The organism is Comamonas sp. CAH-2, assembly GCF_009668305.1.
Taxonomy (GTDB): domain Bacteria; phylum Pseudomonadota; class Gammaproteobacteria; order Burkholderiales; family Burkholderiaceae_C; genus Comamonas; species Comamonas aquatica.
The window spans coordinates 74,122-100,935 of sequence record NZ_VSWF01000002.1 but is presented as its reverse complement, the minus strand read 5'-3'; the positions used below and the strand labels follow the sequence as shown (position 1 = coordinate 100,935).

The 26,814-nt window shown below is 60.8% G+C and carries 24 protein-coding genes and 1 pseudogene; 17 read left to right on the top strand and 8 right to left on the bottom strand.

What is annotated here, in order from left to right:
- Nucleotide 1: 1 nt before the first annotated feature.
- The 5 genes from FYM52_RS02520 to FYM52_RS18755 are packed head-to-tail and all read left to right on the top strand — an operon-like array spanning nt 2 to nt 3,829.
- Entirely contained in the window at nt 2-226 is a 225-nt protein-coding gene (locus FYM52_RS02520) for a hypothetical protein (protein WP_154162980.1), read from the top strand.
- 57 nt (nt 227-283) lie between these two features.
- Nucleotides 284-1,552 (top strand): hypothetical protein, encoded by a 1,269-nt coding sequence (locus tag FYM52_RS02515; RefSeq protein WP_154162979.1) that lies wholly within the window; start codon nt 284-286, stop codon nt 1,550-1,552.
- Nucleotides 1,549-1,992, top strand: a complete 444-nt coding sequence (locus tag FYM52_RS02510) for a hypothetical protein (protein WP_154162978.1) — start codon at nt 1,549-1,551, stop codon at nt 1,990-1,992. Before FYM52_RS02515 ends, FYM52_RS02510 begins: the two co-directional genes overlap by 4 nt.
- A 2-nt stretch (nt 1,993-1,994) precedes the next feature.
- Nucleotides 1,995-2,582, top strand: a complete 588-nt coding sequence (locus FYM52_RS18760) for a hypothetical protein (RefSeq protein WP_179954923.1) — start codon at nt 1,995-1,997, stop codon at nt 2,580-2,582.
- A complete protein-coding gene (locus FYM52_RS18755; RefSeq protein ID WP_179954922.1) occupies nt 2,534-3,829 on the top strand; it encodes a hypothetical protein in 1,296 nt (431 codons plus the stop codon). The genes FYM52_RS18760 and FYM52_RS18755 overlap by 49 nt, the downstream gene beginning before the upstream one ends.
- A gap of 51 nt (nt 3,830-3,880) precedes the next feature.
- Here FYM52_RS18755 and FYM52_RS02500 read toward each other — a convergent pair whose 3' ends face one another.
- On the bottom strand, nt 3,881-4,228 hold the full coding sequence (locus tag FYM52_RS02500; RefSeq protein ID WP_042419042.1) for a hypothetical protein: 348 nt from the start codon (nt 4,226-4,228) through the stop codon (nt 3,881-3,883).
- 230 nt (nt 4,229-4,458) lie between these two features.
- Between FYM52_RS02500 and FYM52_RS02495 the strand changes: the two genes are divergently transcribed.
- The 5 genes from FYM52_RS02495 to FYM52_RS02475 all read left to right on the top strand — a co-directional run bounded on the left by FYM52_RS02495 (nt 4,459) and on the right by FYM52_RS02475 (nt 7,518).
- Nucleotides 4,459-4,725: a holin gene (locus FYM52_RS02495; protein ID WP_042419021.1), complete on the top strand. Its 267-nt coding sequence runs from the start codon at nt 4,459-4,461 to the stop codon at nt 4,723-4,725.
- Nucleotides 4,718-5,188 (top strand): lysozyme, encoded by a 471-nt coding sequence (locus FYM52_RS02490; RefSeq protein WP_154162977.1) that lies wholly within the window; start codon nt 4,718-4,720, stop codon nt 5,186-5,188. The genes FYM52_RS02495 and FYM52_RS02490 overlap by 8 nt, the downstream gene beginning before the upstream one ends.
- A complete protein-coding gene (locus tag FYM52_RS02485; RefSeq protein ID WP_154162976.1) occupies nt 5,185-5,673 on the top strand; it encodes a lysis system i-spanin subunit Rz in 489 nt (162 codons plus the stop codon). The genes FYM52_RS02490 and FYM52_RS02485 overlap by 4 nt, the downstream gene beginning before the upstream one ends.
- A 274-nt stretch (nt 5,674-5,947) precedes the next feature.
- Entirely contained in the window at nt 5,948-6,991 is a 1,044-nt protein-coding gene (locus FYM52_RS02480) for an ATP/GTP-binding protein (RefSeq protein WP_154162975.1), read from the top strand.
- Complete coding sequence (locus FYM52_RS02475) at nt 6,991-7,518, top strand: hypothetical protein (RefSeq protein WP_202981130.1); 528 nt, start codon at nt 6,991-6,993, stop codon at nt 7,516-7,518. Before FYM52_RS02480 ends, FYM52_RS02475 begins: the two co-directional genes overlap by 1 nt.
- A gap of 586 nt (nt 7,519-8,104) precedes the next feature.
- Here FYM52_RS02475 and FYM52_RS02470 read toward each other — a convergent pair.
- Both FYM52_RS02470 and FYM52_RS02465 read right to left on the bottom strand, forming a co-directional pair.
- Nucleotides 8,105-8,815 carry a Bro-N domain-containing protein gene (locus tag FYM52_RS02470; protein ID WP_154162974.1) on the bottom strand — a complete coding sequence of 237 codons (711 nt, stop codon included), beginning with the start codon at nt 8,813-8,815 and terminating at the stop codon, nt 8,105-8,107.
- Between the two features lie 32 nt (nt 8,816-8,847).
- Entirely contained in the window at nt 8,848-9,066 is a 219-nt protein-coding gene (locus FYM52_RS02465) for a hypothetical protein (protein ID WP_154162973.1), read from the bottom strand.
- A gap of 205 nt (nt 9,067-9,271) precedes the next feature.
- On the opposite strand from FYM52_RS02465, the gene FYM52_RS02460 reads away from it, so the two are divergent.
- The 4 genes from FYM52_RS02460 to FYM52_RS02445 all read left to right on the top strand — a co-directional run bounded on the left by FYM52_RS02460 (nt 9,272) and on the right by FYM52_RS02445 (nt 14,568).
- A complete protein-coding gene (locus FYM52_RS02460; RefSeq protein WP_154162972.1) occupies nt 9,272-10,342 on the top strand; it encodes a nucleoid-associated protein in 1,071 nt (356 codons plus the stop codon).
- On the top strand, nt 10,335-11,318 hold the full coding sequence (locus tag FYM52_RS02455; protein WP_162524628.1) for a GTP pyrophosphokinase family protein: 984 nt from the start codon (nt 10,335-10,337) through the stop codon (nt 11,316-11,318). Before FYM52_RS02460 ends, FYM52_RS02455 begins: the two co-directional genes overlap by 8 nt.
- 250 nt (nt 11,319-11,568) lie before the next feature.
- Complete coding sequence (locus FYM52_RS02450) at nt 11,569-11,820, top strand: hypothetical protein (protein ID WP_154162970.1); 252 nt, start codon at nt 11,569-11,571, stop codon at nt 11,818-11,820.
- 531 nt (nt 11,821-12,351) lie between these two features.
- The gene (locus FYM52_RS02445; protein ID WP_162524627.1) at nt 12,352-14,568 is read left to right on the top strand and encodes a methyl-accepting chemotaxis protein; all 2,217 of its coding nucleotides are present in this window, start codon (nt 12,352-12,354) and stop codon (nt 14,566-14,568) included.
- A gap of 799 nt (nt 14,569-15,367) precedes the next feature.
- Here the strand turns inward: FYM52_RS02445 and FYM52_RS02440 are convergent.
- Together FYM52_RS02440 and blaCAE are read right to left on the bottom strand one after the other, a co-directional pair.
- Nucleotides 15,368-15,604 (bottom strand): hypothetical protein, encoded by a 237-nt coding sequence (locus tag FYM52_RS02440; RefSeq protein ID WP_154162968.1) that lies wholly within the window; start codon nt 15,602-15,604, stop codon nt 15,368-15,370.
- A gap of 35 nt (nt 15,605-15,639) precedes the next feature.
- Nucleotides 15,640-16,545 carry a CAE family broad-spectrum class A beta-lactamase gene (blaCAE, locus tag FYM52_RS02435; RefSeq protein ID WP_154163071.1) on the bottom strand — a complete coding sequence of 302 codons (906 nt, stop codon included), beginning with the start codon at nt 16,543-16,545 and terminating at the stop codon, nt 15,640-15,642.
- 145 nt (nt 16,546-16,690) lie between these two features.
- On the opposite strand from blaCAE, the gene FYM52_RS02430 reads away from it, so the two are divergent.
- Both FYM52_RS02430 and FYM52_RS02425 read left to right on the top strand, forming a co-directional pair.
- Complete coding sequence (locus FYM52_RS02430; RefSeq protein ID WP_154162967.1) at nt 16,691-17,554, top strand: LysR family transcriptional regulator; 864 nt, start codon at nt 16,691-16,693, stop codon at nt 17,552-17,554.
- Between the two features lie 655 nt (nt 17,555-18,209).
- Nucleotides 18,210-19,592, top strand: coding sequence for a bifunctional diguanylate cyclase/phosphodiesterase (locus tag FYM52_RS02425; protein WP_154162966.1), 1,383 nt, complete (start codon nt 18,210-18,212; stop codon nt 19,590-19,592).
- 633 nt (nt 19,593-20,225) lie between these two features.
- On the opposite strand, the gene FYM52_RS02420 is transcribed toward FYM52_RS02425, so the two are convergent.
- Nucleotides 20,226-20,624, bottom strand: a complete 399-nt coding sequence (locus tag FYM52_RS02420; protein WP_154162965.1) for a hypothetical protein — start codon at nt 20,622-20,624, stop codon at nt 20,226-20,228.
- Between the two features lie 239 nt (nt 20,625-20,863).
- Complete coding sequence (locus FYM52_RS02415; protein ID WP_154162964.1) at nt 20,864-23,728, bottom strand: HD domain-containing phosphohydrolase; 2,865 nt, start codon at nt 23,726-23,728, stop codon at nt 20,864-20,866.
- Between the two features lie 236 nt (nt 23,729-23,964).
- On the opposite strand from FYM52_RS02415, the gene FYM52_RS02410 reads away from it, so the two are divergent.
- Complete coding sequence (locus FYM52_RS02410) at nt 23,965-26,433, top strand: cation-transporting P-type ATPase (RefSeq protein WP_154162963.1); 2,469 nt, start codon at nt 23,965-23,967, stop codon at nt 26,431-26,433.
- Between the two features lie 104 nt (nt 26,434-26,537).
- Here FYM52_RS02410 and FYM52_RS02405 read toward each other — a convergent pair.
- Nucleotides 26,538-26,774: pseudogene (locus tag FYM52_RS02405) on the bottom strand (hypothetical protein); the annotation flags it as partial.
- Nucleotides 26,775-26,814 lie beyond the last annotated feature (40 nt).

Genomic DNA, 26,814 nt, shown 5'->3' with positions numbered 1-26,814 from the left:
CGTGCCCCTGGGCTATGTGCTGGAGACCGCCACCTACCAAAACTTCAGCAGTGGTGGCACCAACCTGGGCTTTTTCCTGAGCACCCGGGTGGTGGAGATCCACATCCGGGGCTTGAGCTTCACCCAAAGCTGGGGCTTCACCCCGACCCAGTGGGATGACGGGGCCTATGGCGTGCACACCTTTGCCGGGGTGCTGCCGGGGGTGGACAAGAGCATCGGCGGGTAATACGGGGCGGATACCGATCAGTCCTATGACCGCTACCACCGGATCGACAGCATTGATGTGAGCGACAGCCGGATTGCGATTGCCACGTCGATGCGCACCGAGGGCGGGGGATGGGTGCGCGGCATTTACAGCCTCACCATCCCGCGCGCACCCGAGGCCATCGGGCACTTTGAGGCCGGCACAGGCATGGAGTATTGGCGCGGCTTGTGCAGCGGCAACGTGACCACCAGCCCCGGCCAGACGCAGGCGGCCATCAGCGTGGACGCCACAGGGACGGTGGCGCTGTGCGAGGCGATTGTTGAGCAATTACGCATCAAACCGCACCCACTTCTTGCGCCTAAACGTATTGCTGGGCGACAAGCTATAGGGCGTGCTGTTTCTGCATGGTGCAAGCGTGGTTTGGGCGACGACGCCCACCGCAATGCACGGATTTTGCGTTTCCCGTACTTGACGCGGTACAAGCCCAAAGACGGCAATGTGCTGGAAATGCTCAAGCAAGGCAGCGTGGGCGCGCCCTCGGTGGAGTACGTCGGTGCAGACGATATGGTCAAGCAGGTGACCCGGCAGTCCATCTTTGATGCCGCGTACCGCAAGACCGCTACCCCTTGGAAGGAGCTAGAGCGCGGGGAGGAGCTTGCAGCGCTGAATGGTTTCAGAACGGGCGTAGTGAACGCCGCCTTGAGCAAACTTGTCGTGACGACGCCCTCTTATCACGGCGTTGAGCCCGCGCAGTGCATCGTGGATGCTTTGAGCAGCGCGATTCCAGCTTGGATGGTCGATGCCCAAAGCCAGGGGTTTGACGAGGTGCCGCAAGGGGAGCTGGGCGCTCCAGTGGTGTTTGATAGCCAGATCCCCGCAGGTGTCCGGCTGGTGTTGTTGCATCTGGAGTATGAGGTTTTTGACCCGTACACGGGCGAGTGGATATGGTGTGCAGTCCCCAAAACAGTGAAATGCGATGCTGTCTGGGTTCCGCCCTTGAGCAACCATTACTACGTGGGGCCCGAAGGCGAGCCGTCGATCCGCGCGGTGCGCTCGGCCGGCGCGACCAGGTATGTGCGCACCCGGCAAGGCTGGGGCAAGAGCGTGCAGGTGCCTTTGGCCGCCTGGGGCGCCAGCTACGTCACGACCGACCTGGACGCGCCTTCGGCGGTGGCGATTGCCATCAACCTGCCCCCTGAGGCCTACCCCGCTTCCACCACCAGCGAAGGCGTGCTGTGGAAGGGTGGGGAAATCGACGCCTCCGCCCTCAGAAAACTGCCCCTGACCGGGGTTTCGCACCTGTGTGCCCACGCTCTCAAGATTGCTGGAGTGGACAAAAGATCATGACCACCATCGCCTTCAACCTGCAGTCCCATGCTGCCACCGAGTACGACTGGGACTTTTCCTCCCTGAGTGGCCGCTACGCCACGGGCGCCGAGGGCCTGCTGGCCCTGGGCGGCGACACCGACGCCGGCCGCCCGATTGCCGCGCTGGCCACCACGCCGGTCAGCCAGCACAAGAGCAGCCTGGTCAAAGGTGTGGCGATGGTCTACGTCAGCACGCCCAGCGCCCAGGTGCAGGGCCTGGAGGTGCTGGTGGAGCTGCCCACCGGCCAGCGCTATGCCTATGCGCTGCAGCAGCAAGCCCGCGGCGTGGCCCGGGCCCAGCCGGGGCGCGGCATCCGTGAGAGTTACCTGGGCTTTGGCGTGCGCAATGTCGCCGGGGCTGACTTTGAAATCGAGCGCATCGAGGTGCAAACCCATGCCTCTGCAACCCGGAGGGTTTGAACATGGCCACCACCCCTGTCATGAGTTCGGCAGAAATCGTCACCGATCAGTACCAGCGTTCGCGCACCTACGCCGATGCCATCCAGACCCAGGTGACCAGCATGATGCAGGCCCTGGCCGCCACGCCGGTGACGGCGCCGGCCATTGATGTGCGCTTTGACACCAGCGACATTGAGGCGCCCGTGATTCCTGAGCCGGGCCCGGTGCCCGCGCTGACGGCCCACACGCCGCAGGCCGTGCCCCTGCCCAGCGAGGACGTGCCGGGGCTGGATGACGTGGTGGTGGATCTGCCCCAGTTCACCGCCACCCCGCCGGTGCTGAACTTTGGCGTGGCGCCGCAGATTGCGATTGGCACGGTGCCGGTGCTGCCCACGGTGCGCGATGTGGCCCTGCCCGATGCGCCCGAGGTGACGCTGCCCACCTTGCCCAGCATGCTGGCCCTGAGCACGCCCACGTTTGCCGGCATGAGCAGCCATGCGGATTGGCTGGAGCGCCTCAAGAACGCGCCCACCCTGGACCTGGTGCGGCCCACCCCGCCTTGGTGCACCAGCGGGGCCCGGCCTATGCATCGCAGCTGCTGGACAACCTGAAGGCCGTGCTCAATGAGCGCATCCAAGGGGGCACCGGCCTGTCCCCCGAGGTGGAGGCCCTGATCTGGGGCCGCGCGGTGGACCGCGAATCGCGCCTGGCGCTCGATGCCGAGCTGGACGTGGTGCGCGCCGGCGAGGCGCTGGGCTTCAAGCTGCCCCAGGGCGTGGTGGTGGCCCAACTGGAGCGTGCGCGCCGCGAGTTCCGCGACAAGATTGCAGGCCTGTCGCGCGATGTGGCCATCAAGCAGGCCGAGCTGGAGCAAAGCAACCTGCAGCAAGTGGTGGCCGAAGGCGTGCAGCTGGAAGCCAAGCTGATGGACAACGCCCTGCAGATCGAGCAGCAGGCGTTTGAAGCGGCCCGCGCCATGGCGGACAGCCACCTGCAGGTCTACAACGCCGGCGTGCGGGAGTTTGAAGTTCTGTCGCAGCAGTTCAACACCTTTGCCGGCATCTATCGCACGCTGATCGACGCGGAAACGGCCAAGCTGCAGCAGTACCAGGCCGAGCTGCAGGCCGAGCAGACCAAGGCGCAGATCAACCAGTCCCTGGTGGCCCAGTTCAAGGCCCAGGTGGAGGCCCAGCAGATCCGCGTGGAGATGTACCGCACCCAGCTGCAGGGCGCGCAGACGCTGATGCAGGTGGAGCAGACCAAGCTGCAGGCCGCCGGCGAGCAGGTGCGCGCCTTCGTGGCCACCGTGAACGCCGAGACAGCCCGTCTGGATGCCTACAAGACCCAGGTGGGCGCCGAAGCCACCAAGGTGGAGGTGTTCAAGTCGCAGGCCCAGGCCTTTGCGGCCGAGAGCAGCGCGCGGGCCGAGGCGGCCAAGATCACCATCACGGCGCTGGAGACCAAGGCGCGCATCCTGGCCAGCCGCTACGACGGCTACCGCGCGCGGGTGCAGTCCGAGGCCAGCCTGTCAGAGATTGCCGCCGCCAACAGCCGCGTGCAGCTGGATGCCTACCGGGCCAGCACGGCCGCCAGCGAGGCCAAGGCCAACATGACCGCGCGCATCTGGCAGGCCCGGCTGCAGCAGTACCAGGCCGGTGTGGAGGTGGCCGCCCAGGCCCAGCGCAGCAATGCCGCGTTTGCGATGCAGGCTGCGCAGATGAACCAGGATGTGGTCAAGACCGGCACACAAACGGCCGCCCAACTGCTGGCCAGTGCCTGGAACGTGGTCAGCACCAGCGCAAGCAGCTCGGGCACCCTGTCTGAAAGCCACAACTACAGCTACCAGGGCAGCAGCTGATCCTCATGCCCGTGGGGGCGGGCGATGATGGGCGGCGCCTTTGCTGATTGTTCAGTCTTCGAGATGCGGCAGGGGAACCGGGCTGACCACAAAGGTATCGCCGTTGTTGTCTTGCTTGATCACGAAGCCGGGACGCAAGGCGTCATCGACCGGTTGCCACAGCACGCAGGGTGGGTGCCTAAAGTCGCCTTCCCAACCCACCTCAGCGGCGGCAATCTTGGCGGATTCCCAGAGGTCAATGAATTCGCTGTACGAGAGCCCAGGGCTGGAGTCCTCGCCATAACGAACCAGGTTTTCTGCTTCAATTTTTGCGAGGGTGACTGCCACACTCTCGACGGTGGGCAGGAGGTCCCAGTTGAAGTCGATGGGCACTAGCTCGGAGTAGACATACCAGCTCATAGATTCCTCCATGTTTGCTGGTTTTAGATGCTAACAGCGGTGTGGCGTGCTGCTGTGGCGGCACGCGCTGCCTGTGTTGCGCCCGTGCACCGATCGCTTGCTTGGGGGCCGGCCTTCGCGCCGCCCCGGCTAGGGTTAGGCATTCCTGGCCCTGGCCGAGACACTGCCCCCCAGAAGGCAGTCCACCCCCTAACCGCCGCCTTCGGGCGGTTTTTTTACGCCCGAACACCATGAAAGTCGAAACAGCCATCGAAGCCGCCAACGCCGCAGCCATCGGCAGCAAAACCACCCTGGCGGGATCTGCAACGGCAGGTGTGGGTTGGGCCACCTCCAGCGCGTTCTTTGGCTGGGTGGGCGTGATCATCGCGCTGCTGGGCCTGGGGGTGAACTATTACTTTCGCCGCAAGGAGCATGAGCTGCGCTTGCGCGATGACGCGCGCAAGGAGGCCGAGCACCTGGCGCGCATGCAAGCCATTCAGGGAGGGTGCGATGTCTAGCAAAGCCAAACTGATCGCCGCCATCGGTGCGGCCGCCACCGCGCTGGTCGTGCCGCTGGTGGCCAAGTACGAGGGCACGGTGCTGCGCACCTACCGCGACCCCATCGGCATCATCACCGCGTGCACCGGCCACACAGGGCCAGAGCTGCGCATGGGCCAGACCTTCACCCGCCAGCAGTGCGAAGCCATGCTGTACCAGGACCTGGCACAGCACGCCGATGCCCTGGGCTGCATCCGCCAGCCGCTGACCGACGGGCAGCGCGCCGCCTTCCTGAGCTTTGCCTTCAACGTGGGGGAGGGGGCGTTTTGCCAATCCACCCTGGTGCGCAAGGCGAATGCCGGCGACCTGCAGGGCGCGTGCGCAGAACTGAGCCGCTGGACCTATGCCGGTGGCAAGCAACTGCCCGGCCTGGTGCAGCGCCGCGCGGCAGAGCGCCAGTTGTGCGAAGGGGGCTTGGCATGAGTGCCCGTGCCCTGGCGGCCGCCGTGGGCGCGGCCTTGGTGTTTGGGGCGGGCTGGGTGGCCAACGGCTGGCGCCTGGATGGCCAGCACGCCGCGGAGCTGGCCCAGCGTGACCGCCAAGCCCTGGCCGTGGCCGAGCAGGTGATGGCGATTGGGCGTGCAGCGAATGCCGCCATCTCAACTGCAGACGCGAAAGCTTGGAAAGGACTGGAAGATGACAAGAAAGAGCTACACCGCCTGCGCGGCTGTGTCGCTGATGGCACTTGCGGGGTGCGCCTCATCGCCGTCCAAAGTGGTCACGGGCCCAGCGATCCAGGCGCCGGCAGCGTGGGCCATGACACCGTCGAGCTCGATCCAGACGTACAACGCCGTGTTCTCGTCCACCGAGAAGCCATCGGCGAAGACGCCAGAAAACTAGAGTACTTGCAGGCGTATGCGTTGCAGTGCTGGCGGGCCACCAACGGTGAGCATGGGCCTAGCCGGTGATTGGCTCAGTTGACTGCAAACGACCCTTTACAGTCCTCCGATCGTTGGTAAGAAAAAATTCATATAGCAGCTTCCGCCGGTCAGCCCCCATATCGGTGGAATATGTGATCCAACGATATTACCTGCAGGCATACTTGGGATGCTGCGGATCAGGCTGTCGATGGGTTTGAATCAACATGCGCATTTCGGCTTGTGCAGACCGTTATGATGCTGTCGTTGCTTTGGGCGTGGAGCACGCATAAATGGAATGCACGGACAGAGATAAAGGGAAACAATGCTGGATGAGATAAAAATCAAGAACTTTGGCCCTTTACCCAACTGCGATTACAAGTTTGCCTCAGGCCTGAACGTGATCGTGGGTGAAAACGGTCTGGGTAAGTCGCAACTGTTAAAGCTGCTTTACTCGGTGCTGAAGGTTAATGCTGATGCTAAGGACTTGACGAAATCCGCACTCCAAAAAGCGTACGCAGACAAGCTGATAGGCGTGTTGCGACCTGATGCGCTGGGGCGCCTAGCCAAGCGCAAGCAAGGGCGCGAGCGTTGTGAGGTGCAGGTCGTCATGAAAGACAAGGCCTTTTCCTGCGGCTTCAGCTTTGCATCTCAGGCCAAATCGGAAGTACAGATAGAGCTGTTGCCGGAGGCCATATTGAGCCAATCGCCAGCCTATTTCCCCACTAGGGAGCTGGTCACTATGTGCCCTTGGTTTGGGCCGCTGTATGACAACTATCACCTGCGCTTTGAGGAGAGCTGGCGCGACACGGTCTCACTGTTGAGCGCGCCCAGTGTCAAAGGGCCAAAAGAGAAGAAAGCGGCAGAGTTGCTGAAGCCGCTGGAAGCCGCCATGGGCGGCAAGGTCGTGGTAGACAATGCAACCGGGGAGTTCTATCTGAGCATTCCTGGCGAAGGCAACATGGAGATGCCGTTGGTGGCTGAAGGGCTGCGAAAGCTCGCCATGCTCGCTAGGCTCGTAAGTACGGGGGCGTTGTTGGACAAGGGTTACCTATTCTGGGATGAACCAGAGACTAATCTGAACCCTAAGCTTATCAAGGTGCTGGCGACAAGCATTCTGCAACTGTGCAAACAAGGCATTCAAGTGTTCATCGCGACCCACTCTTTGTTCCTGCTGCGTGAGCTCGAAATTCTTGCCAAGTCTGCAGACTTCTTGGGGATGGAGCAACGTTATTTTGGGCTGAGCGCAAGCTTGGGACAAGAGTCGGTGACTTTGGAGCAAGGCGATTCCGTTGATGCGCTGCAAACCCTGGTGCTACTAGACGAAGAGCTGCTGCAGTCGGATCGTTTTCTTGCCATGGATGATTGATGGACATGCCCGTAATCACAAACGTCATCCAAGAGGATCGCTTGACCTTAACATTCCCTCCAGGAGCACAGGCTAGCAAATACGACGATTGGTCGCACTATCGCAACCAGTTCAACAGCGCTTGTGGAGGCACTAAGGCCGTAGATTGTGTTTATGCAGCACCGGATACCGCATGGCTGATCGAATTGAAGGACTACCGCGTACACCCCAGAACCAAATCGATTGACTTACCTCTGGAGGTGGCTATCAAGGTTAGGGATACTCTGGCCGGGTTGGTGTCGGCAGGCATAAACGCGAACGATGCTGATGAGCAAGGATTGGCCAGATTGCTTTTGCAGAAGCCACGCATGCGTGTAGTTTTGCACTTGGAAGTACCTGTCAAACATTCTCGGTTACGCCCCAGCTCGATTGATCCGATTGCGGTACAGCAAAAACTCAAGCAACTCGTTCGAAGTATTGATCCCCACCCTGTGGTGGTCAATCAGCTTTCATTGAAGCCTGATATGGATTGGGGGGTGATGGGGTAAGAGTGATTTCGGGGCTAGTCCTGGGACCTGATCAGAAAAATCTTGAAGATGGCCACGTGAAGCCGCCATCTGAATTTCTTTAGAACGTGTTTACGATCTTCTGGGTAGTGGCGCGACGAACGCCAGGTAAATGAACTGTAAGCAGGTGTTCTGCCAATTCTCGTAGTTCTTGCACAACTGTTTGCTATCTTCCAGCTACGCAAAGCTGTACTCCACGATTAAGCGTTTAGGCATCACTGGGGTGGCCAGATCTCCTAGACACTAGCCTAAGCTCCTTGAGCATCTTCAAACTTCATAGGACTAATGTTCCTAAGCGTTGAATGTCAACGCGTTGGGTTGTGGAACCGCTTAAGCGCTTTCAAACATCTAGTCCCACCAGCATTGACAAATATAGCGTCCTGTTCGCGATAGTGCTTTTTCACTTTCATGCATGGATGCTTCTGGACGTTAGCTGTCAGTCAACCAAAACCCCGCCCCGCAGGGCTTTTTCACGCCCGCGCAATCGGTACCACGCCCAGCTTGGTGGTGTACGTCAGCGAAAGCGCAAGCAAGCCCGCCCGGGTAGAGCCGTGGCGGGCTTCACTTTTCATCGCAGCTGCAAGCTACCCTGCTGCGGCGCAGCCACCACGTTGCGCGCGGCCATGCGGCCCAGGCGGGCGGTACAGGTGGATGCCAGTTGGGTCAGCGTCTGCACATCCACCGCCAAGCTGTCTTCGATCGCGCAGTGGAAGCGGTCAATCGGCATCACGTAGGCGTTGCGGTCCACGGGCTTGACGCGCGCGACTGTGCCGTCTTCGGCGGTCACATCAAAGCGCAGCATGTAGCGGTTGAGCTGCCAGTCCTGGGCCTGCATTACTGCATCAAACACCGACTGGTACACCTTGGCCGTGGCAATCACCGCCGCACGGTGGGCGAGGGCGATCTGGTCGGGGTCGTAGGCAGGTTTCCCGTAGCCGCCTGTTTTGCGAATGCTGGGCAGTACTTCGCCGGTGACCCAATCAGAGAATTTTTCGGCCTCGGGCTTGCGGCTGCGCAGGACAAGCCGGTACAGACCCGATTCGTTGATGATGGTGACGCGTTGATCGCCGCCAGGGGTGGGCAGAATGTGCCCACCCTTTTGGTGCTCGCCCAAGTTTCGAGCTGCATCCTTTGCGGTTTGGTACCCGAGCGCTGCGGCCACATCAGAGGCAACAAACCAAGGTTCACCGTCACGGACGATGATTCGGACGGCATGTGAGCCGAAGGTAAACGTGGATGTGGCTGGGTTGGCACCGATGGCCAGAGTGGATTGCGACATGGCGCGACTCCTGTACGAGATTTTGTAATGCCTCATGCCGCGTTATCACGCGCAGCCACGAGGCGGCCGGGAGGTTGATAACCTGGGTACAGCCAGGCGGACTTCTTCCCCTTGCGGGTGTTGTATCCGTCGCCCTCCCGGCCAAAAATCAGCACCTGCAAGGGTGCAGGCGTGCAATGTCCGGGCGCCAAAAAACCGCCAACTTTCGGGTGCGGTTCTTCCGCTGTACCAAAGGAGTTATCACGCTCCATCTCTTTCGAGACGCCTTCAGTATAGCGTGTGTGGTGGGGGAGGCAAGGGGGACGCCCGAGCCTTAAGTTCGTGATAGCGAGCAAGCCGTATTCCCAGACTAGGGGGTGTTTGGCAAGCGCTCAGCAAAGAAAATAAGACTGTATGAAAATACAGGTATGACGCTTCGCTTCTGGCTGGGACAATTTGTAACAACAAGGAGGGCGAATGCTTAAGATTGATCTTATGACCATACAGCGGGTCGTTGTGCACACAATTCCTTCCCGCGCAGAAGACAAGAGCTATGTGGCTCCGTCGGGCGGAAATGAAATGGTGCATCTGGATTCCGCGGTTAGCGACATGGTCGCCGGACGAATTGCCAGATCGCTTGGGCACCACTCGCATGGCATTCAGGCCGACTTTACTGATCTGCAGCCAGGCAGCATGTTCCAGCGCGCCTGTTCGATGATGGACGGGGACGATGCCGATTTCCTTAGGCTGGCCAGTGAATCCGCTGAGCACCTAACCAAAGTTCAGCAAGCCAAGGCTTTTAACCCGTCCAAGTTAATCTCTATGAGCGGGACCGTCACCGCCAGCTCGCGCCCCTTTGTGGCGTTTATCAAGGCAGATATGGAGGCTGCGTTGACGGAGGGAAAGAAGGGTGGGCAGACCGTACTGCAGATCATGAGCGACCTTTTCATGACCGATAGCCAGCGGCTCTACAAGATCGGGTTCATCACCCGAACTGCTGCGGGCACCGGGCAAAAGGACGGCCAGTATGTCCAGGATCAGCACAGCCTGCACATCTTTGATCACTTGATGACGGGCACGGAAAGCCGTAAGGCCGCCTTCTACTTTTACAGCGAGTTCCTCGGTAGCGATGTCTCCACTTCCGACCGACGCTTGACGCAAGATTTCTACGAGAAGACCCTCAAATTCATCAAGGATCAGAACTTCAGCCCGGCTAAGCGGATTGACTTGATCGAGTCTTTGCGGGCAGAGCTACGTAGCAACTCGCAGTCCGTTAGTGTTGCCGACTTCGCAAAGGATCATTTGAATGCTACGGACGCTACGAATTACGTGGCGTACATGGACAAGAGCAAGTTCCCGTCGCATGCAATCACCAAGGACACCGAGTTCGTCAAGAGCAAACTGCGCCGGCGGCAGAAGATCACTTTCACCACGGGCGTCCAGATCACCACGCCTGCTGATCAGGTAAAGGACCTAGTCAAAATCACGCCAAACGAGGATGGCACGAGTACCGTGGTCGTCCAAGGGATCGTTGAATCAAATGAGTAACTCAGCCGGCTTTGAGATCTGGCTTGATGAAGCCGAACCCGCCTTGAAGGCTTGGGGCGGCTTTGTCGTGTCCAAGCTCACTGAGTTGGTAGGGTTAGAGATTGGCCAAAAGCAGTTGAAATGCTTCTTTAAGGTCCCCCCAGGATTTCGCGTCAAGGATAGGCAATCAGCGCTCGATAAGCAGAAACTAAAGCGATACGCAGACCCAAAGGAGCAGATGACAGATTTGGTAGGTGCGCGCTTTGTGGTTCTGTTGAAGTTCGACTTAGAGATCGTGGAGAAGGCCTTGATTGAGTATCCCGGGTGGACGCGAAGCAAGGACCGTGACCCGCAGGGGGAGCAGAAGGACAGGCCCAAGCACTTCGACTATCAGTCGGTTCACTACATCGTTCGGGCTGCCGATGACATAGACATTGACGGTGTTCGAGTCCCTGGTGGCATGCCGTGCGAAGTACAGATCCGAACCCTGCTTCAACATGCCTATGCAGAGCTGGTGCATGACAAGTTCTACAAGGGCGTGGGGCATATACCGCCGTCAGCAGATCGCTTGGTCGCTCGCAGCATGGCGCTGATGGAATCAACTGACGACATGTTCGTGCAGGCCGTGCGGGAGCTGGATGGGGTCAATAAGAGCCGCGCGGACTGGTGCACTATGCTTGATGAAGCAGTGGGACCTCTGATTCCTGAATACACGCCAACGGCGCAAGACCACGACGCACTTGAGATTCTCGAAGAGTTTCGCGACCTGCTGCCGAGTGCAAACGTTGACGAAGTTAAGGCGATGCTAAGCACACCAGTGATCGCCAAGATTAAAGAAAGTCACGCGCAGGGAAATTTGTACGCTAAGCCTATAGTTCTGCTCGTGTACTGGCTTTTGACCAAACACCCTTATGCAACGGGTGCCCGGTGGCCTGTCCCAGCGTTAAGCTCTGGATTCGATAAGGTCCGTACTCATCTAGGCATTAGCAGCAGGTAAGTTGATAACAGCTAAGTTTGCAGCGCAAGTTGATTGATCGATCAATATGGTGGCACGCTGCTTCTGGTCGTTAGTAGCCTAACGTTGACGACGAAATGGCATTGACTGTGCTATTCGATCCAGTACCAGCGACAACGATTGAGCGGCAGTGCACCATCCACAAACTGTCTCCTCCACGTCACCGCGAATAACCGCTGATCGCTGCAGCCCACTATGCTTACGCCACCACAAGCCCAATCTGGAGCACCCTATGCGTAAAGCCTCTGTTGTTGTGTTCGCCCTTGCCACGATGTTCTCTGGCATCACTTGGGCTGCCAATCCGTCCTGCACTGCAGCCGCCACGGAAAAAAAGCTGGCCGGCTCTGCAAAGAACTCTTTCCTCAAGAAGTGCGAGAAGGACGCTAAAGCGGCCTGTGAGGTGACAGCCGCTGACAAGAAGCTGGCTGGAGCTGCGAAGGCCAGCTTCACCAAGAAGTGCACGAAGGACGCCGTGGGCAGTTGAATGACTGCTGGGTCTGGCTGCCCGTTAGCAGCTGGCCGCCAGAACGCCGAAGCCCCGCATCGCGGGGCTTTTTTGTGCCTGCGCGATCGGTATCCGGTGATGTGCACGGGGAGGGTGGCTAAAGGATGATTGCTGTGCATGCATACAGTTTTAGGTGGTACCAAAGACTGCGTGCTTGTGCACGCATAGCGCGATGTGCTGCCTAGCCGAACGTGAATGGTGGGGCAGTAGCTTTTAGGAGCGTGCGCCCAGCACGTGTTGCGCCAACCTGTTTACAGAGGGAGGGAAACATTTGCTGATAAATCAGCCCCGTGAAACTCAACTTTCAGGAGCAGTGAGCGGCGCAAAACATTAGCGTGCGCTCAGGTGGGCGATTTTTACGATTCTGTTACAGATGGCGAATAATTGAGAAGGTCAAACAAAAAGTGTTCGTTAATGATTTTTTTCAATTCAACCATCTGGCGCCCTGCTGCAACTTTGATGGGGCGGATGAAGTTTCCTGCCAAGATTGCTCTCATTTCTGCAGCATTTTTGCTGCCACTGGTTTGGTTGCTGATTGTCTACGGCAACAGCAAGCGTGACGACCTGGAGTTTGTGGCGCAAGAGCGGGCAGGGGTCCGCTATGGCGTGGCCGTGTTCACTGCCATGGATGCGGCGGCAGACTGGCGCTACTTGGCCCGGAGTGCTGCACTGGGCGATGGGGTTTCCGGCGTCCAGGATGCACAGAACCGCTTTTTCAAAGAATTGGATCGCCTCAAAGCACTTGACCAAGAGCTGGGCAAGAAGTTTGAAACGACTGCATTGGTGGAGGCCGTGACCCGTGCCAGTCAAAGCGCCAAGGCCGCATCTGGCAATGCCCAGGCGTTGTTTCCTGCCATGAATGCCCTGACCACGGAGTTGGCCAAACTGCAGGATCGGGTGACCGATGGGTCGCGCTTGGCATTGGACCCCAGCATTGAGACATTTCATCTGGTGAGCGCCACGATGATTCTCACGCCTGATCTGCTGCGCGATGTGGGTGAGTTGCGCGGGCTTGGCCGTACGGCGCTTTTGAATGGCGCGATGGCGCCAGCCGCTTCCAGCCGTTTCCAGGGCCTGTTGGCAGTGGTGGAGCAAGAACGCCTGCGACAGGCGGATCACATGGCGAAGGTGCGTGAGCACGCGCCAGAGCATGCGAGAGAGCTCAAGCAGCATGGAGAGTCGGCCCTGTCCACGATGCTGGCTACGATCCGATCGACATTCCCCCCATCAGCCGACGATGTACAAGGGGACGACAAGGCTTACGCTGCCATGGTGTCCGGGGTGCTCAAGGCCCAAACCGAGCAGGTGCTGCACAACCTGCAGGTGCTGGATGACCTTCTGGCGCATCGGCAAGAGTCCTTGCGCACCAGCATTGCCATCGCGGTGGCGGTGACCTGCGTGGGCCTGCTGCTGGCGGTGTACATGCTGATGGGCTTTTACCGGTCGATGCTCGGTGGCTTCAAGCTGCTGCGCAAGACGCTGTTGAATATTTCCCTGGGCGATCTGCGCACGTCCGTCAATGCCTGGGGCAAGGACGAGGTGGCCGATCTGATGCGTGAGCTGGGGCACATGCAAACAGCGCTGGGTGAGACGGTGCGGCTGGTGCAGGATGCCAGTGACCAAGTGGTGCAAGCCAGCGCAGAAATTGCGCAGGGCACGAACGACTTGTCTGGACGCACCGAGCAAGCTGCGGCTGCCCTGGAAGAGTCGTCTGCCGCGCTGGAGCAAACGACCTCCACGATCCAGATGACGGCTGATTCGGTCAGCCGTGCCTCGGACATTGCACAAGCGAATGCGGCCACGGCCCAGCAAGGCGGGCAGGTGATGTCCTCTGTGGTCGATACCATGCAGCGGATCCAGACTTCGTCCAACAAGATTGGCGAAATCATCGGGGTGATCGATGGCATCGCCTTCCAGACCAACATCCTGGCGCTGAATGCCGCGGTGGAAGCCGCGCGTGCAGGCGAGCAGGGCCGCGGTTTTGCAGTGGTGGCCGGCGAAGTGCGAAGCCTGGCGCAGCGAAGTGCCGAAGCGGCCAAGGAAATCAAGGAACTGATTCAGCGCAGCACCACCGAGGTGGGCGTGGGCGTGGACGTGGTGCGCAAGGCTGGTGCCACCATGCAGGAAATCGTTGGCAGCGCCGAGCAGGTGAAGGCCTTGCTGGACGAAGTTGCGAATGGCGCCCGGGAGCAGAGTTTGGGTGTGGCGCAAATTGGTGCAGCCGTGCAGGAGCTGGACCGTAACACCCAGGCGAATGCAGCCCTGGTCGAGCAAACGGCTGCTGCGGCCACGGCACAGCGCCGCGTTGCGATGCGGATGGCTTCCACGGTCGATGAGTTCAGACTGCAGGGCCATCAGTCTGCGGCCTTGGTCGAAGGCGTGGATGTGGATGCCATCATTGATGCGCACCGCCAGTGGAAGGTCAAGCTGCGGCAGGCGATCGAGGAGCGCAGCACGGTGGATGTGGCCACGCTGTCGCGTGATGACTGCTGTGCGCTGGGCAAATGGATCTATGGTGATGGCCAGCGTTTGGCACAGCGCCCCAACTTTGTCGAGCTGGTGGGACGTCACCAACACTTTCACAGTGTCGCGGGTGGTATTGGTGAGCTCATCAACCAAAAGCGCATGCGTGAAGCAGAAGATGCCTTGGCACCAGGCACGGTATTCGCGCAAGCCACAGCAGATGTGGTCAGCACACTTTCTGCTGCCAAGCGTTTGGGGTTCTAAACTCTTAAATTGATTGTTTAGCTTGCGACCGGCGCCATTCCCAGGATGGCGCCGTCGCTGGCCCCAACGATCAGGCAGAGCAGGGTGGTGGAGAGTATGAACGGGTGGTGAATTTGTGCGGGGATTTTTGACATACGGCCTGCATTTGGTGCGTTTTATGCATCCTCCGCACTTGTATTTCTATAGGGAAGAAGGTTCTCCGCCTTGTATGCACCCCGCTTTTAATCCGTTGGTCGCGAGTTCGAATCTCGCAGGACCCTCCAAAGAACACAGCCCCGTGTAGCAATACACGGGGCTTTTTCTTTGCTCTCAATCCGGAAGCAAAAACGAGAGCTTTTCGTGGATTCTGGAATTCAGTGGAGCGAATGCACCTTTTGCGTATCTTGTAATGGATGTCGTGCTGCCTTATTCCCTCGTTTGAGCTAGCCCAGGTTTCGCTGGATTAGCTTGAAATCACCCCAGCCCTGCACCAGCTTTAAGAAGGGCGCGATTTGCTAACTCGAGTTTCTGAATGTCAAGCTGGTGATTCATGAAGCTCTAGGAGCGATGCGCGCGTGCCAGGCAGATCCTGCGCCAGCCTATAGTCACTTTATGGCTGCTCTGCAGAAGAGGGCAGCGCTGCCGTAGGCCATCCAGAAGCCGTATGGCAGTCAGATGGCTTATCTGTCTGCCGTGCCCAGCGATTGGGCGCGCGAAGCACTCGTTGGAAGGGCATGCCAAAGACATTCGAAAGAGTCCGGTAGGCTTGGTGGCCTGCCGTCTGGGGCAGCACGTCATCTTTAAAGCCTGTAGCGCCTTATCAAACACCATTTACTAGCAACTGATTGGCGATCCATTCTTTGGGTTGATTCACATGTTTTGAGTGCACTTGGTTGCTGCAGCAGCAGGTGCCCTCCATTTCGTCTAGCAGTGCCTGCAAAGTTTCGATGACGCCTTTGGCCATGGAACTCAGGTTGGTCAGGTTGTCAAAAGCATGTGAATTGCACACGGTAGCCCAAGCAAGCACGACGACTGAAAGCTTGGTGTTTGTAAGCATGCAACTCCCAGGTGCGATCAGCAGGCCGCCCTGCGCTATTGCGCCTGATACTGTCGCGCCGTCAACACAGCGCGGGCGACCTGGGCGATGGCGGCATCGCGCTGCTCGGGGCGGGCTGTGGACTGTGTGAGGTAGCAAGTCACCAGTACCGGGGCTCCGCCTGCTGGTGGCCACAGCACCCCAATGTCGTTCGCGGTGCCACTGCTGCCAGAGGTGCCCGTCTTGTCGCCCACCTTCCAGCCTGGTGCGCCTGCCCGCAGGCGTTGATCCCCGGTACTGGTCTCGATCAGCCAGCGCTGGAGCGTTGCGCGCGATGAGGGGGACAGTGCAGTGCCCAGGACCAGCCGTTGCATCGTATGCAGCATGGCAAGTGGCGTGGTGGTGTCGCGCTCATCGCCCACGGCGGCTTCGTTTAATGAGGGCTCATTGCGATCCAGTCGTGTGATGGAGTCCTGTTGCGAGCGCAGCCAGGCCGTCAGTGCGGCGGGGCCCCCATGTCGTGCAAGCAGCACGTTGGCTGCGGAGTTGTCGCTCAGGCTCACTGTCGCGGAGCACAGCTCGCCCACGGTCAGCCCACCGCCAGCTCCCGCTTTCGGGCCGCTAACCGGGGAATATTCCACCAAATCTGCCTCAGAGTACTGCACGCGTGCGTCCAAGCGCTCGCGACCTTGGTCGACCAATGCCAGCACCCAGGCCGCCAAGGGGAGCTTGAAAGTGCTGCACATGGCAAACCGCTCGTCCTGTCTCCACCCCAGTGCCAGGCCACTGCCTGTGTCCAGCATTGCCACACCCAGGCGGCCTTGCGCGTCCTGTTCAATTTGCGCCATGGCTTGGGACCAGTGGTGCTCGGTTTTCGCAGCGGCACTGGGGCCTGCGGCGCATCCGGCCAGAGAGCCAATGGCGGTCCATGCCAAACCCAAGGAAAACTGTCTTCTTTGCATCATCGCGATCCACCTTTCTAAAAGAAGATGCCGATGGTATGGCTTCGATGTGGATGCGACCAACGGTAATAATTGCGGGAAGCCATTAGAAAAACTTGTGACTGAAGCCTGGGCCCACTGGCAAGGTCCGGTCTTCCAACATCCCATGCACCTGCCCCTGAACGCCTTGCGCGCCTTTGAAGCCTCGGCCCGGCACCTGAACCTGACGCACGCGGCACAAGAGCTGCACGTGACCCAGACGGCCGTGAGCCAACATATCCGCAACCTGGAGGCCTATGTGGGCAAGCTTTTGTTCCGGCGGCTGCCGCGTGGATTGGCGCTGACGGACGAGGGGCAAGCGCTGCTGCCGGCGGTCGCACAAGCGTTTGGATCGTTGCAGCGGGCCTTGGAACAGCTGGCGGATAGCCGGCCACGCGAAGTGCTCACCGTCGGTGTGGTGGGGACGTTTGCCGTCGGGTGGCTGATGCCGCGCTTGCGTGAATTCCAGGCGCAGCACCCGTTTGTTGACCTGCGTCTGCTCACCAACAACAACCGCGTCGACATGGCAGGTGAGGGGCTGGATTACGCCATCCGCTTCGGTGATGGGGCGTGGCATGGCACACAGTCAGATCAGATCATGGAAGCCCCCCTTTCGCCGATGTGCACACCCGGTATGGCGCGTGGGCTGGTCAGCCCCGCAGACCTCGCGAGACTTCCGTTGCTGCGAACCTACCGTGCCGAAGAGTGGTCGGACTGGTTCGCCGCGGCCGGATTGGCATGCCCGGTGTTGCGTGGAGCCGTGTTCGACTCATCGTTGACGCTGGCAGAAGCGGCAGCCCAAGGCGCGGGTGTGGCGCTGCTGCCTGTCAAGCTGTTCGTGCGGGATGTGAGCCAGGGGCGCTTGGTGCAGCCATTCGCCCTTGAACTCTACAAAGGGGCCTATTGGCTCACGCGGCTGCAATCACGGCCCCCCACGATCGCGATGCAGGTCTTTCGGGAATGGCTGCTAGCCCAGATGGAGGCAGGCTAGATCCTGTTGCGCATGCCTCGAATCGGCTGAGCCAGACACTCTTGCATTTGCCGTGCACTTCAATGTGCACCAGGCAGTGGGAGCCTCAACACCGCACTGCTGTGCAGCACTGAGCGGCATGGACCCATACGCAGGGCCAGCCCGTGCGGGGTGTGTGAACTCCACATCGCCGCTGGAATGACACGCAAGTGCGTTGTAGCGCAGCGTACCAATCGGCTGGCGGTTGCGCTTGGGTGCTGTCTTGTCGGGCGATCAGCCGTGTGATCCTGCTTCTGCCCAGCAGGCGACAAGCCTGTGTGCAGTCCCTGCCATCGCCTGGCGCAGCGACCAAGCATCAAAATGGGCTCTAGCACAAGCAGGGTGGTCGCTAAAAGCTATAGAAACCAAAGCGGCCGGGCGAATTGCAGCATAGCGCAGTCCAGCACTTAAACACCCTAAAAGCCAGTGTTTGGGCGCAGGGTAAAGCTGCTCGGCATCCATCTTGGATCTTTAAATTAATAGCGTTTGATCAAGAAGCTTTGATGATGTCTCTGCCTTTGACACGCCGAGTGCATCCTATCAATTAATAATTAACAATAGTTATAAATTAATTCTATTGAAACAATTTGTAATATAACATGGCAAAGTTTCAATACATGAAACTTGCCTACGCACCATGCAGTGGAGAAAAATTAATTCTGATAAAAACATAGGAGCATCACGCCGGGAAATCGAGTGGGTGGATAAAAAATTCCCTCACAGCGATCGCATCATAAAAATAAGAAAATTGCTCTCGTTAACCAGCTATGTTTGCACTGTATTGGGTGTCATTTGGGCTGTTTGCTATTTGATGTATGCAAGACTGGATTTTTCAATAATATTTTTTGGATTATTTTGTGTTGGGGTTGTATCATTTTTTGCCTCCAAAAAATTTAATTATTTTTTGTTCTTAATCATTGCCCATTCTCTGCTTTTAATTGTCGCTGCCATCTCTTTCTTTGACACGCCCTTGGCACATATTCCAAGATCGGCACATGTATTTTTTCTGCCGTTGGCCATGGGTGTTATTTTTATATTTAATCAAAATGACAAATACATGGGCATGGTATTCCCCAAAATTTGTCTTTTTCTTTTCGCGGCCTTCGGTATTGGCATGCTGGATTCCGTGCATCTGGAGAAGTCGCCGCCAGAAAGCATCAGGCTGATCGGCGCATACACCAACTATATATTTTCTGTATTGCTGCTTTCATGCATCATCAAAATATACAGAAATGATATGCATGAAAAGGCCTCATTGGGCCTTGATTTGGCCCAAGCCGTGGGCAAGGGTGAAATCGTTGTTCAGTACCAGCCTCAGGTGGACGGCCAACAAAAGATTCTAGGGGTCGAGGCTTTGGTGCGCTGGCAGCATCCGGAGCGAGGCCTTTTGTCTCCGGATAAATTCATTCCGTTGGCGGAAGAGAACTTCTTGATCAGAGAGATTGGGATGGAGGTCTTGCGCCAATCGTGCCAGCTGCTGCAGCGATGGGCCACAGACCCTGTGTTGAAAGATAAATTTATTGCCGTGAATGTCAGCCCCATTCAGCTGGATGACGATGATTTTGTAGCGGCAGTGAAACAGGTGATTCTGGATGCAGGTGTCGAGCCGCAGAATATTGAACTCGAGTTGACGGAATCTGCGCTGTGCCTCAGCTTGGTTGAAGCTAGAAAGAAGATACAAGCTCTGAGAGAATTCGGTATACGCTGGGCATTGGATGATTTTGGATCGGGGTTTTCATCCTTGGGTATTTTGAGTGTTCTGCCAGTTCATAAGTTGAAAATTGACAGGCAATTTTTAAAAGAGGTCGAAAATTCAGAATCTTCCATCGGTCTTTTAAGAAAAATTCTGGAAATATCTGAGGTGATGGGTATGGAGGCCACCGTAGAGGGGGTGGAAACTCCAAGTCAGTTCAAAATGTTGATAGGCTTGGGTTGCAACAGTTTTCAAGGTTATCTTTTTGGACGCCCGCAGTCGGCAGAGCAGGTGACGTATGCCATCAAAGAATGTGCAGCAACCTGATGGGTGTCGGCTGAGCAGAAAACGCGAACGCAAAGTCCCTCCTGTGTGTACAGGCAGAGAGCTTTTCACGCCGTATTTCACCCAACTGGGTGGCGTGCCGTTGAGCACGGCGAGAACTGCAATTACGGGTGGTGTCTTTTGGTGCGATGCAGCCACCAGCAGCGTTCACAGCACCAGCATGGCGGCCACGTAAATCGCCATTGGCAGCGTGGCCGTACAACCGATTACGCGGTGCGCAGGCTGATCGACCAGTCCCCCATCAGGTGGGCGGACTGCCCAATTCACAGCACCATGGCCACGGAGGGTTCCGCAACCTCCCCGTTGGCGATGGCAGTCCACGCCAGCGCTTTCATAGGATTGCATTCCAGGCACTCATCAGCATGCCAATGCCAGGGGCGACGATGATGTAAAAAACCGTGCTTCGCGAAAAACCGCGACAGACTGGAGCACAGGCCAGCACGTCGCAGACGATGTAAGCCGCCAAGCCTGTCAGCACGGGCCGACAAGCCATCCAGCGCCAATCATGCGCAGCGCAAATACGGCAAATGCGAAGTCGGTCGCCACAGGTCCTTCACGCGCAGGCGGCCCCCCAATCGCTTTCCCGTGGGGGGGCAATTTGGCGGGGCTTGGGCCTCAGGGCTTGGCAGTGTGCCAAACGTTGCCCACGCCGTCGCCGGTGGCGTCGCCGGGCTTGCTGTCCTTGGCCCAGTAATACAGAGGTTTGCCCTGGTAGGCCCATTGTTTGCCGCCGTCATCGCGCGTCACCACGCTCCAGTGGCCAATCGGCTGTGCGTTGACCGGTGCCATCAGCGGGGGCCAGTTGGTGGCGCAGCCGCCATTGCACACACTCTTGCCGCTGCCAGCCGCGTCGCGGTCAAACACGTACAGCGTCATCTGGTTGGGGCCGACCAGCTTGCCATTCAGTACGGTGGCTGGTGAGGCCTGGGCCATGGACGGATTGCTGGCGGGGGCCGTCGTGCAGGCCGACAGGGCGACTGCCGCCACCAGGGCGAGTGAAGCTACATGTCTCATGGAATGCTCCTTCAAGATCCGATGCCGCGTTCAGTGAACGGTGTGCGGGCTGTGTCGGGCCCTGCCAGTCACCGCGGACCAGTATCGGCTTTTTCCATGCGCTGGCAGTAACCATCCTTGCAGCAGGCGCTTTGCGTGCGGGGCGCTGCGGGCTTGGCATCTGAAGCTGTACGCATGAATTATTTGATAGCTGTCAGCGCAGGCTGAATAAGCGTTGCATCCCAATTTCTTTCATAAACTCATGATCGCAGCAGGCCGGCGATGGCTGCCACGTCGACCGCATCGATCTGCGCGGGCAGCAGGTATTGCGCGGCATAGTCCTGCCACACCCTGCTGTGCAGGAAGTACAGGAACAGCTCGGTGTCGATGTGGCCGTCCTTGCCCATCAGGGCCATGATGCGCAGAGACTCCGAGAGGGTTTTCGCGGGCTTGTAGGGCCGATCGGCGGCGGTCAGCGCTTCGAAGATGTCGGCCACGGCCATGATGCGCTCGGTGGTCTGCATGGCACTGCCGGGCAGCCGACGGGGATAGCCGGCGCCGTCCATGCGTTCGTGGTGGTTGGCGGCAATGTCTGGCACGCGCGCCAGGTGGCGCGGCCAGGGCAGCTTCTTGAGCATGTCCAGCGTGTGCACGATGTGCTCGTTGATGGCAAAGCGGTCTTCCTCGGTCAGGGTGCCACGGCGGATGCTGAGGTTGTGCAGCTCGCCGCGGTGCTGCCGGTAGGCCGGCAGTTGCATGTCAAAGCCCAGGGTGTTGCGGGGGTCGCCGCGCTCCACGGCGGGCTTGTGTGCGCCCCAGGGGATGCGGTGTTCCGGCTTGTCCGCCAGCAAGGGCTCGGCCACGGGCAGCTCCGGGGCGGGGCCACGGTGCTGGCGCAGCCGGGCCGATTCGTCGGTGGACAGGCCCAGGCTGTCGTCGAAATGGCGCCACCAGGTGGTGGCGCCCAGCTGCTGGAGCCGCGCGATGGCCTCGTCCTGCAGGGATTCCCCGCCAATGTTGCAGGCGGCCACGAAAGCGAAGTCTTGCTGCAGCTGCGTGTGCCGTTGGTCGCGCTGCGCGGTGGCGGCCGCGGCATCCTCGCCCTGCAGCAGGGCTTGCAGGTGGGCGATGTCGGCATCGCGCCACAGCACCTCGAAACGCATGCGGATTTCATGGATGCGGTTGTAGATCAACTCCAGCTTGGTGGGCTTGTCGACGATGTGCTCGGCGCTGGTGATCTTGCCGCAGTCGTGCAGCCAGGCGGCCAGGAAGAAGGCATAGCGCTCTTCGTCGCTGAGGCTGAAGTCGGCATAGGGGCCGGTGGTTTCGGCATCCAGGCGGTTGGCCAGCATGATGGCCAGTTCGGGCACGCGCTCGCAGTGGCCCCCGGTGTACGGGCTCTTGGCATCGATGGCATCGGCCAGCACGCGGATGACGGCGTCGAACAGCTGTTTTTGCGACTCTATCAGTTGGCGCGTCTCGATGGCCACCGTCATCATGCCGGTCAGCTTGGCGGCGAAGGCGTGGAATTCGGGGCTTGCGTGTTCCTGGTCGTTCTCGTACAGCAGCACCAGCATGCCTTCGATCTCGCCGGTGCGCCCCTGGAGCTGGAATTCGATGCGCTGCACGCGCGCGCCTGTCTTGCCGGACTGCAGGGTCGCGGGTTTGGGCCTATCCACGTAGTGCAGCTGGGGCCCCAGCTCGTTCAGATCGCCGACGACGGCGAAGCGGGTCATGGTGGCCTGGTCCTGCTGGCTCAGATAGATGGCGCCACCCTGGCAGCGCGTGGCGCGCACCAGCTTTTCCAGCACCAGGTTCAGCATGGCCTCAATCTGGGGCTCGGAGCCCAGGACTTGGCTGATCGATAAAAATTCTTCCACGGTGGCGCTGACGTGGTTCATGACGTGGTTGAGCTCGGCCACCTCGCGCAGCGGCGTGGGCTGGGCCGGCGGGCGGCTGAAATCGAAGCCGGACATGCGCTTGGCCTGGGCTGTGACGTGCTCCAGGGCCTGGCCGATGCGGCTGCCGGCCCACCAGCCCAGGGGCAGGCACAGCAGGATCAGTCCACCGGCGATCAGGATCATGCGGGTGCGGCTGTGCTGCAGCCCGCCCAGCAGTTCGGCGGCCGGCACGGTGAGCAGCATGCGCATGTCTGTGCGGTTGAGTGCATCGAACGGCAGGATGACACCCAGCCATGCCCGGCCTTCGCTGGTGTAGGACACGGGCACGCCATCCTGGCCGATATTGCGCAGGGTGGACAGCGCCTGGGTGGGCAGGGTGTCCACCGGGCGCAGCACCGGAGTGCCCTGTGCCGGGTCGGTGAGCGCGGGCATGTCGCTGTAGGCGATCACGGCCCCCTTGCCATCGACCAGTGCCAGCTCGGTCCCGGGGGTGATGCGCAGGTCGGCCAGGTCCTGGCCCAGGTCGTGTAAGGCAATGTCCAGGCCTACGACGGCGTCCGAGGCGGGCGTCAGCAGGGACAGGCTGATGCCCACCTGGCGCGTCGAGAAGAACACATACGGGTCCGACAGCACGGTGGAGGCGCGGTCCTGGGCCTTCTGGTACCAACTGCGCTCGCGCGGGTCGAACTGGTAGTCCGCCTGGTGGCGCTGGGTCACCAGGTCCAGGTTCGCATCGTAAAAATAGAAGGCCCCGGCGGGCTGTTCCTGGGGGGCGCGCGTGACCGCCTGCACCAGGTAGCTGGCGGATTCGGGGGCTTGCAGTTGCTGCCGGATCTGGGGGTTCTCCAGGGGGCGGATCAGCAGGAAGTCGCCATCCGCGTAGCCCACATAAATCGCGGACACCAAGGGATTGGCAATCAGTTCGGCTGCCAGCAGGCGCATGCGCGCCAGGCGTTCGGGTTGCCGGGGGGCTGTGACCAGCGGGTCGAAGGACAGGGTGCGCAGCGTGGCCGACGCTGGCTCAATCAGGCGGCGGGCGTGCTCGGAGGCGGCGTGGGCGGCGTAGTAGGACGTCTGGACCGCAGAGTCGATCAGCAGGCTGCGGGAGCTGAACCAGTTCAGGGTGATCAGCACGGTGGCCACAAAGCACATGGCCGTGACGACCATGCCGGCGATGACGGGTCGAACAGGCCAGGTGCGCAGCGCCGGGTTTTTTTCCGCCATGCTGTAGATCCTCGAGAACCGGTGGCGGCATCTGGCTGCCATAGGGTGGCTGGGGGTCGGAGGTGGTGTGGTGTCCCGCCGGGGCCTGCGGTACACGGCGATCAGAATAGCCTTGAACCCCGCCCCCGTAAACGCAAGTTTGCGGGTGTTGTGCAGGCGCCGCTGCGCACGCAGCAGGCCGCGTTCCATGGCTGCCGGCGTTGCACCAAGGCGGGTGAAGGCGAACAATCGGCCACATGACACAACGCCGCATCCCCACGGACACCCTGCCGGGTGTCAATGCCCGGACGCAGGGCCTGAGCACGCTGCAGGCCGAGGCACAGCGCAGTGCCTGCGGCTGGAACGACATCGTGCCCCAGGTGACCCGCAGCTGGTGGGGGATTGCGCGCGATACGGCCAGCGATCCCATGCTCTGGTTCCTGGCCCTGACCGCCGGCCTGTTCGGTCTGCTGGGCCAGACGACCGAGGCGCTGACGCTGCTGCTGGCCATGCTGCCCTTGCTGGGCATGGATGCCTACCTGCACCTGCGGACCACGGCGTCCTCCGCCGGACTGACCAGCCGCCTGGCCAGCTCGGCCGAATGCCTGCGCGATGGACAGTGGCAGAAGATGGCTGCGCGCGCGCTGGTGCCCGGTGATCTGGTGCGGGTGCAGCCGGGCGAGTACTTTCCGGCGGATGGCCTGCTGGTGCAGGGCAGTGGCTTGCAGGTGGACGAATCGACCTTGACCGGGGAGTCGCTGCCCGTGGCCAAGCGCGCGCTGGAGGGCGACGGGGCGCTACCGCCCTCGGCGGCCGAGGTGCACTGGGGCACGGCGGGCACCCGGTTGCTGACCGGCACCGCCTGGCTGCGCGTGCTCTGGATCGGGCAGGACACCCGCTACGGCGAAATCGTGCGCACCGCCACCGAGGGCAGCCACGAGGCCACGCCCCTGCAAAAAGCCATCCGTGAACTGGTGGTCATCCTGCTGGGCGTGGCCCTCATCGTGTGCGCGGTGCTGGCGCTGGTGCGGCTGTGGCAGGGCCATGGCTGGATGGATGCCTTGCTCAGCGCCGTGACCCTGGCCGTGGCGGCCATCCCCGAGGAGTTTCCCGTCGTCTACACCTTCTTCCTGGGGGCCGGGGTGTTCCGTCTGGCCAAGAAGCATGCCCTGGTGCGCCGCGCCGTGGCGGTGGAGAACATCGGCCGGGTCAGCTGCATCCTGTCCGACAAGACCGGCACCATCACCGCAGGGGCGCTGGTGCTGTCGCAGCAGATGCCGGCAGCGGGCCTGGACGCGCGCGGGGTGCTGGAGGTGGCCTGCCGGGCTGCCCGCCCGGACAGCGGCGATCCCATGGACCAGGCCCTGCACCAGGCGCTGGGCCCGGCGGCGCCGGGGGAGCAACGGGCGGCATTTCCCTTCACGGAAGCGCGGCGGCGGGAAACAGCGATTTGGTCCAATGAGGCTGGAGCGCTTGCTGCGTATGTGAAAGGTGCTCCTGAAACCATACTTTCCCTGTGTGTGCTGTCCGAGGGCGAGCGGGGCCACTGGCTGGACCTGGTGAACCAGCACGCGCAGTCCGGGCGCAAGCTCATCGGCTGTGCCTGGAAGGCCTTGCCCGCTGGCGTCGCGATGGCGGTGGAGCCCGACCACGGCTTCCAGTGGGCCGGCCTGCTGGCGTTCGAAGACCCGGTGCGCGACGGCGTGCGCGAGGCGATCGCGGACTGCATGGCGGCGGGCATGCGCGTCATCATGGTCACCGGCGACCACCCGGCCACGGCCACGGCGATTGCCCGCGCGATCGGTCTGGGCGGCGCCCACCCCCAGACCCTGGTGCTGGCGCCCGAGGACGATCCGGCCACGCGCCTGCATGGTCACGCGGGGCTGGACGTGGTGGCGCGTGCCACGCCGGCGCAGAAGCTGGCCCTGGTGCAGGCGCTGCAAGCGGCCGGGGAGCTGGTGGCCGTCACCGGCGATGGTGTCAACGACGTGCCCGCGCTGCGCCAGGCCGACATCGGGGTGGCGATGGGCGCCCGCGGCACGCGCAGCGCCCGCGAGGTGGCACCCGTGGTGCTGCTGGATGACAACTTCCGCACCATCGTCGACGCCGTGGCCGAGGGTCGGCAGCTGTTCCAGAACCTGCGCCTGGCCTTTGCCTACCTGCTGCTGGTGCACCTGCCGCTGGTGGTGGGCGCGGCGGCCATTCCGCTGATGGGGCTGCCGCTGGTGTTTCTGCCGCTGCACATCGTCTGGCTGGAGCTGGTGATCCACCCGACGGCCATGATGGCCTTCCAGGATTTGCCCGCGCACGGCCCACTGGCGCCGGTGCGGCGCCAGCGCACGGCCCGTTTCTTTGCCCCCGAAGCCTGGCTGGGCATGGCGCTGGTCGGCGGCCTGGCGAGCGTGGCCGTGGTGTGGAGCTACCTGTACGCGCTGGGCGCGGACCAGAACGTGGAACATGCCCGCGCCATGGCGCTGGCGGTGCTGTTGGTCGCCAGCGCTGGCATCACCACAGGCCTGACCCAGCTGCGCCGTGCTGCGGCGCGGTGGCTGGTGGGGGGCACGCTGGCGTCGCTGGTAGCCAGCATGCAGGTGCCGGCCCTCAGCCGGCTGCTGCACCTGCAGCCGCTGCATGCGCCCGACTGGTGGCTGGTGGCCGGGGTGTTTGTGGCGGCGCTGCTGCTGACCCTGGCGCTGGCCTTGCAGTTGCGGCGCTCGCAGCCCTGAAACCACTGCCGCTGCGGGGCCAGGGCCTGCCGCCCGTGCGCAGGTTTAATCCTGGCATATGTATCCCAAAGTGACTCCAGACCGCTTGCAGACTGCGCTAATAGCTATGGTTTTGGTGAGGGCTTGGCGTCTGCAGGCTGCCAGCCACCCCCCAGGGCCTTGTACAGCTGCACGCGGTTGTCCAGCGCGGCCTGGTGCAGGCGCACCACTTCCAGCTCGGCCGCGTACAGGTTGCGCAGGGCGTCCAGCTCTTCCAGATCGCTGGCATGGCCGGCCTCATAGCGATCGTGCGCAAAGCGCAGTGACTGCTGCAGTACCTGGCGGCGCTGCGTGGCATGCCTGCTGGGCCATGCGTTCCAAGCGGGCCCCAAGCTGAATCAC

Coding starts and splice junctions, on each gene's coding strand:
- FYM52_RS02440 (WP_154162968.1), bottom strand. CDS start 15,604: ATGCTTACAAACACCAAGCTTTCAGTCGTCGTGCTTGCTTGGGCTACC.
- FYM52_RS02430 (WP_154162967.1), top strand. CDS start 16,691: ATGCACCTGCCCCTGAACGCCTTGCGCGCCTTTGAAGCCTCGGCCCGG.
- FYM52_RS02450 (WP_154162970.1), top strand. CDS start 11,569: ATGCGTAAAGCCTCTGTTGTTGTGTTCGCCCTTGCCACGATGTTCTCT.
- FYM52_RS02500 (WP_042419042.1), bottom strand. CDS start 4,228: ATGAGCTGGTATGTCTACTCCGAGCTAGTGCCCATCGACTTCAACTGG.
- FYM52_RS02480 (WP_154162975.1), top strand. CDS start 5,948: ATGCTGGATGAGATAAAAATCAAGAACTTTGGCCCTTTACCCAACTGC.
- FYM52_RS18760 (WP_179954923.1), top strand. CDS start 1,995: ATGGCCACCACCCCTGTCATGAGTTCGGCAGAAATCGTCACCGATCAG.
- blaCAE (WP_154163071.1), bottom strand. CDS start 16,545: ATGCAAAGAAGACAGTTTTCCTTGGGTTTGGCATGGACCGCCATTGGC.
- FYM52_RS02455 (WP_162524628.1), top strand. CDS start 10,335: ATGAGTAACTCAGCCGGCTTTGAGATCTGGCTTGATGAAGCCGAACCC.
- FYM52_RS02510 (WP_154162978.1), top strand. CDS start 1,549: ATGACCACCATCGCCTTCAACCTGCAGTCCCATGCTGCCACCGAGTAC.
- FYM52_RS02465 (WP_154162973.1), bottom strand. CDS start 9,066: ATGGAGCGTGATAACTCCTTTGGTACAGCGGAAGAACCGCACCCGAAA.
- FYM52_RS02470 (WP_154162974.1), bottom strand. CDS start 8,815: ATGTCGCAATCCACTCTGGCCATCGGTGCCAACCCAGCCACATCCACG.
- FYM52_RS02495 (WP_042419021.1), top strand. CDS start 4,459: ATGAAAGTCGAAACAGCCATCGAAGCCGCCAACGCCGCAGCCATCGGC.
- FYM52_RS02425 (WP_154162966.1), top strand. CDS start 18,210: ATGCAGTGGAGAAAAATTAATTCTGATAAAAACATAGGAGCATCACGC.
- FYM52_RS02410 (WP_154162963.1), top strand. CDS start 23,965: ATGACACAACGCCGCATCCCCACGGACACCCTGCCGGGTGTCAATGCC.
- FYM52_RS02420 (WP_154162965.1), bottom strand. CDS start 20,624: ATGAGACATGTAGCTTCACTCGCCCTGGTGGCGGCAGTCGCCCTGTCG.
- FYM52_RS02485 (WP_154162976.1), top strand. CDS start 5,185: ATGAGTGCCCGTGCCCTGGCGGCCGCCGTGGGCGCGGCCTTGGTGTTT.
- FYM52_RS02475 (WP_202981130.1), top strand. CDS start 6,991: ATGGACATGCCCGTAATCACAAACGTCATCCAAGAGGATCGCTTGACC.
- FYM52_RS02415 (WP_154162964.1), bottom strand. CDS start 23,728: ATGGCGGAAAAAAACCCGGCGCTGCGCACCTGGCCTGTTCGACCCGTC.
- FYM52_RS02490 (WP_154162977.1), top strand. CDS start 4,718: ATGTCTAGCAAAGCCAAACTGATCGCCGCCATCGGTGCGGCCGCCACC.
- FYM52_RS02460 (WP_154162972.1), top strand. CDS start 9,272: ATGCTTAAGATTGATCTTATGACCATACAGCGGGTCGTTGTGCACACA.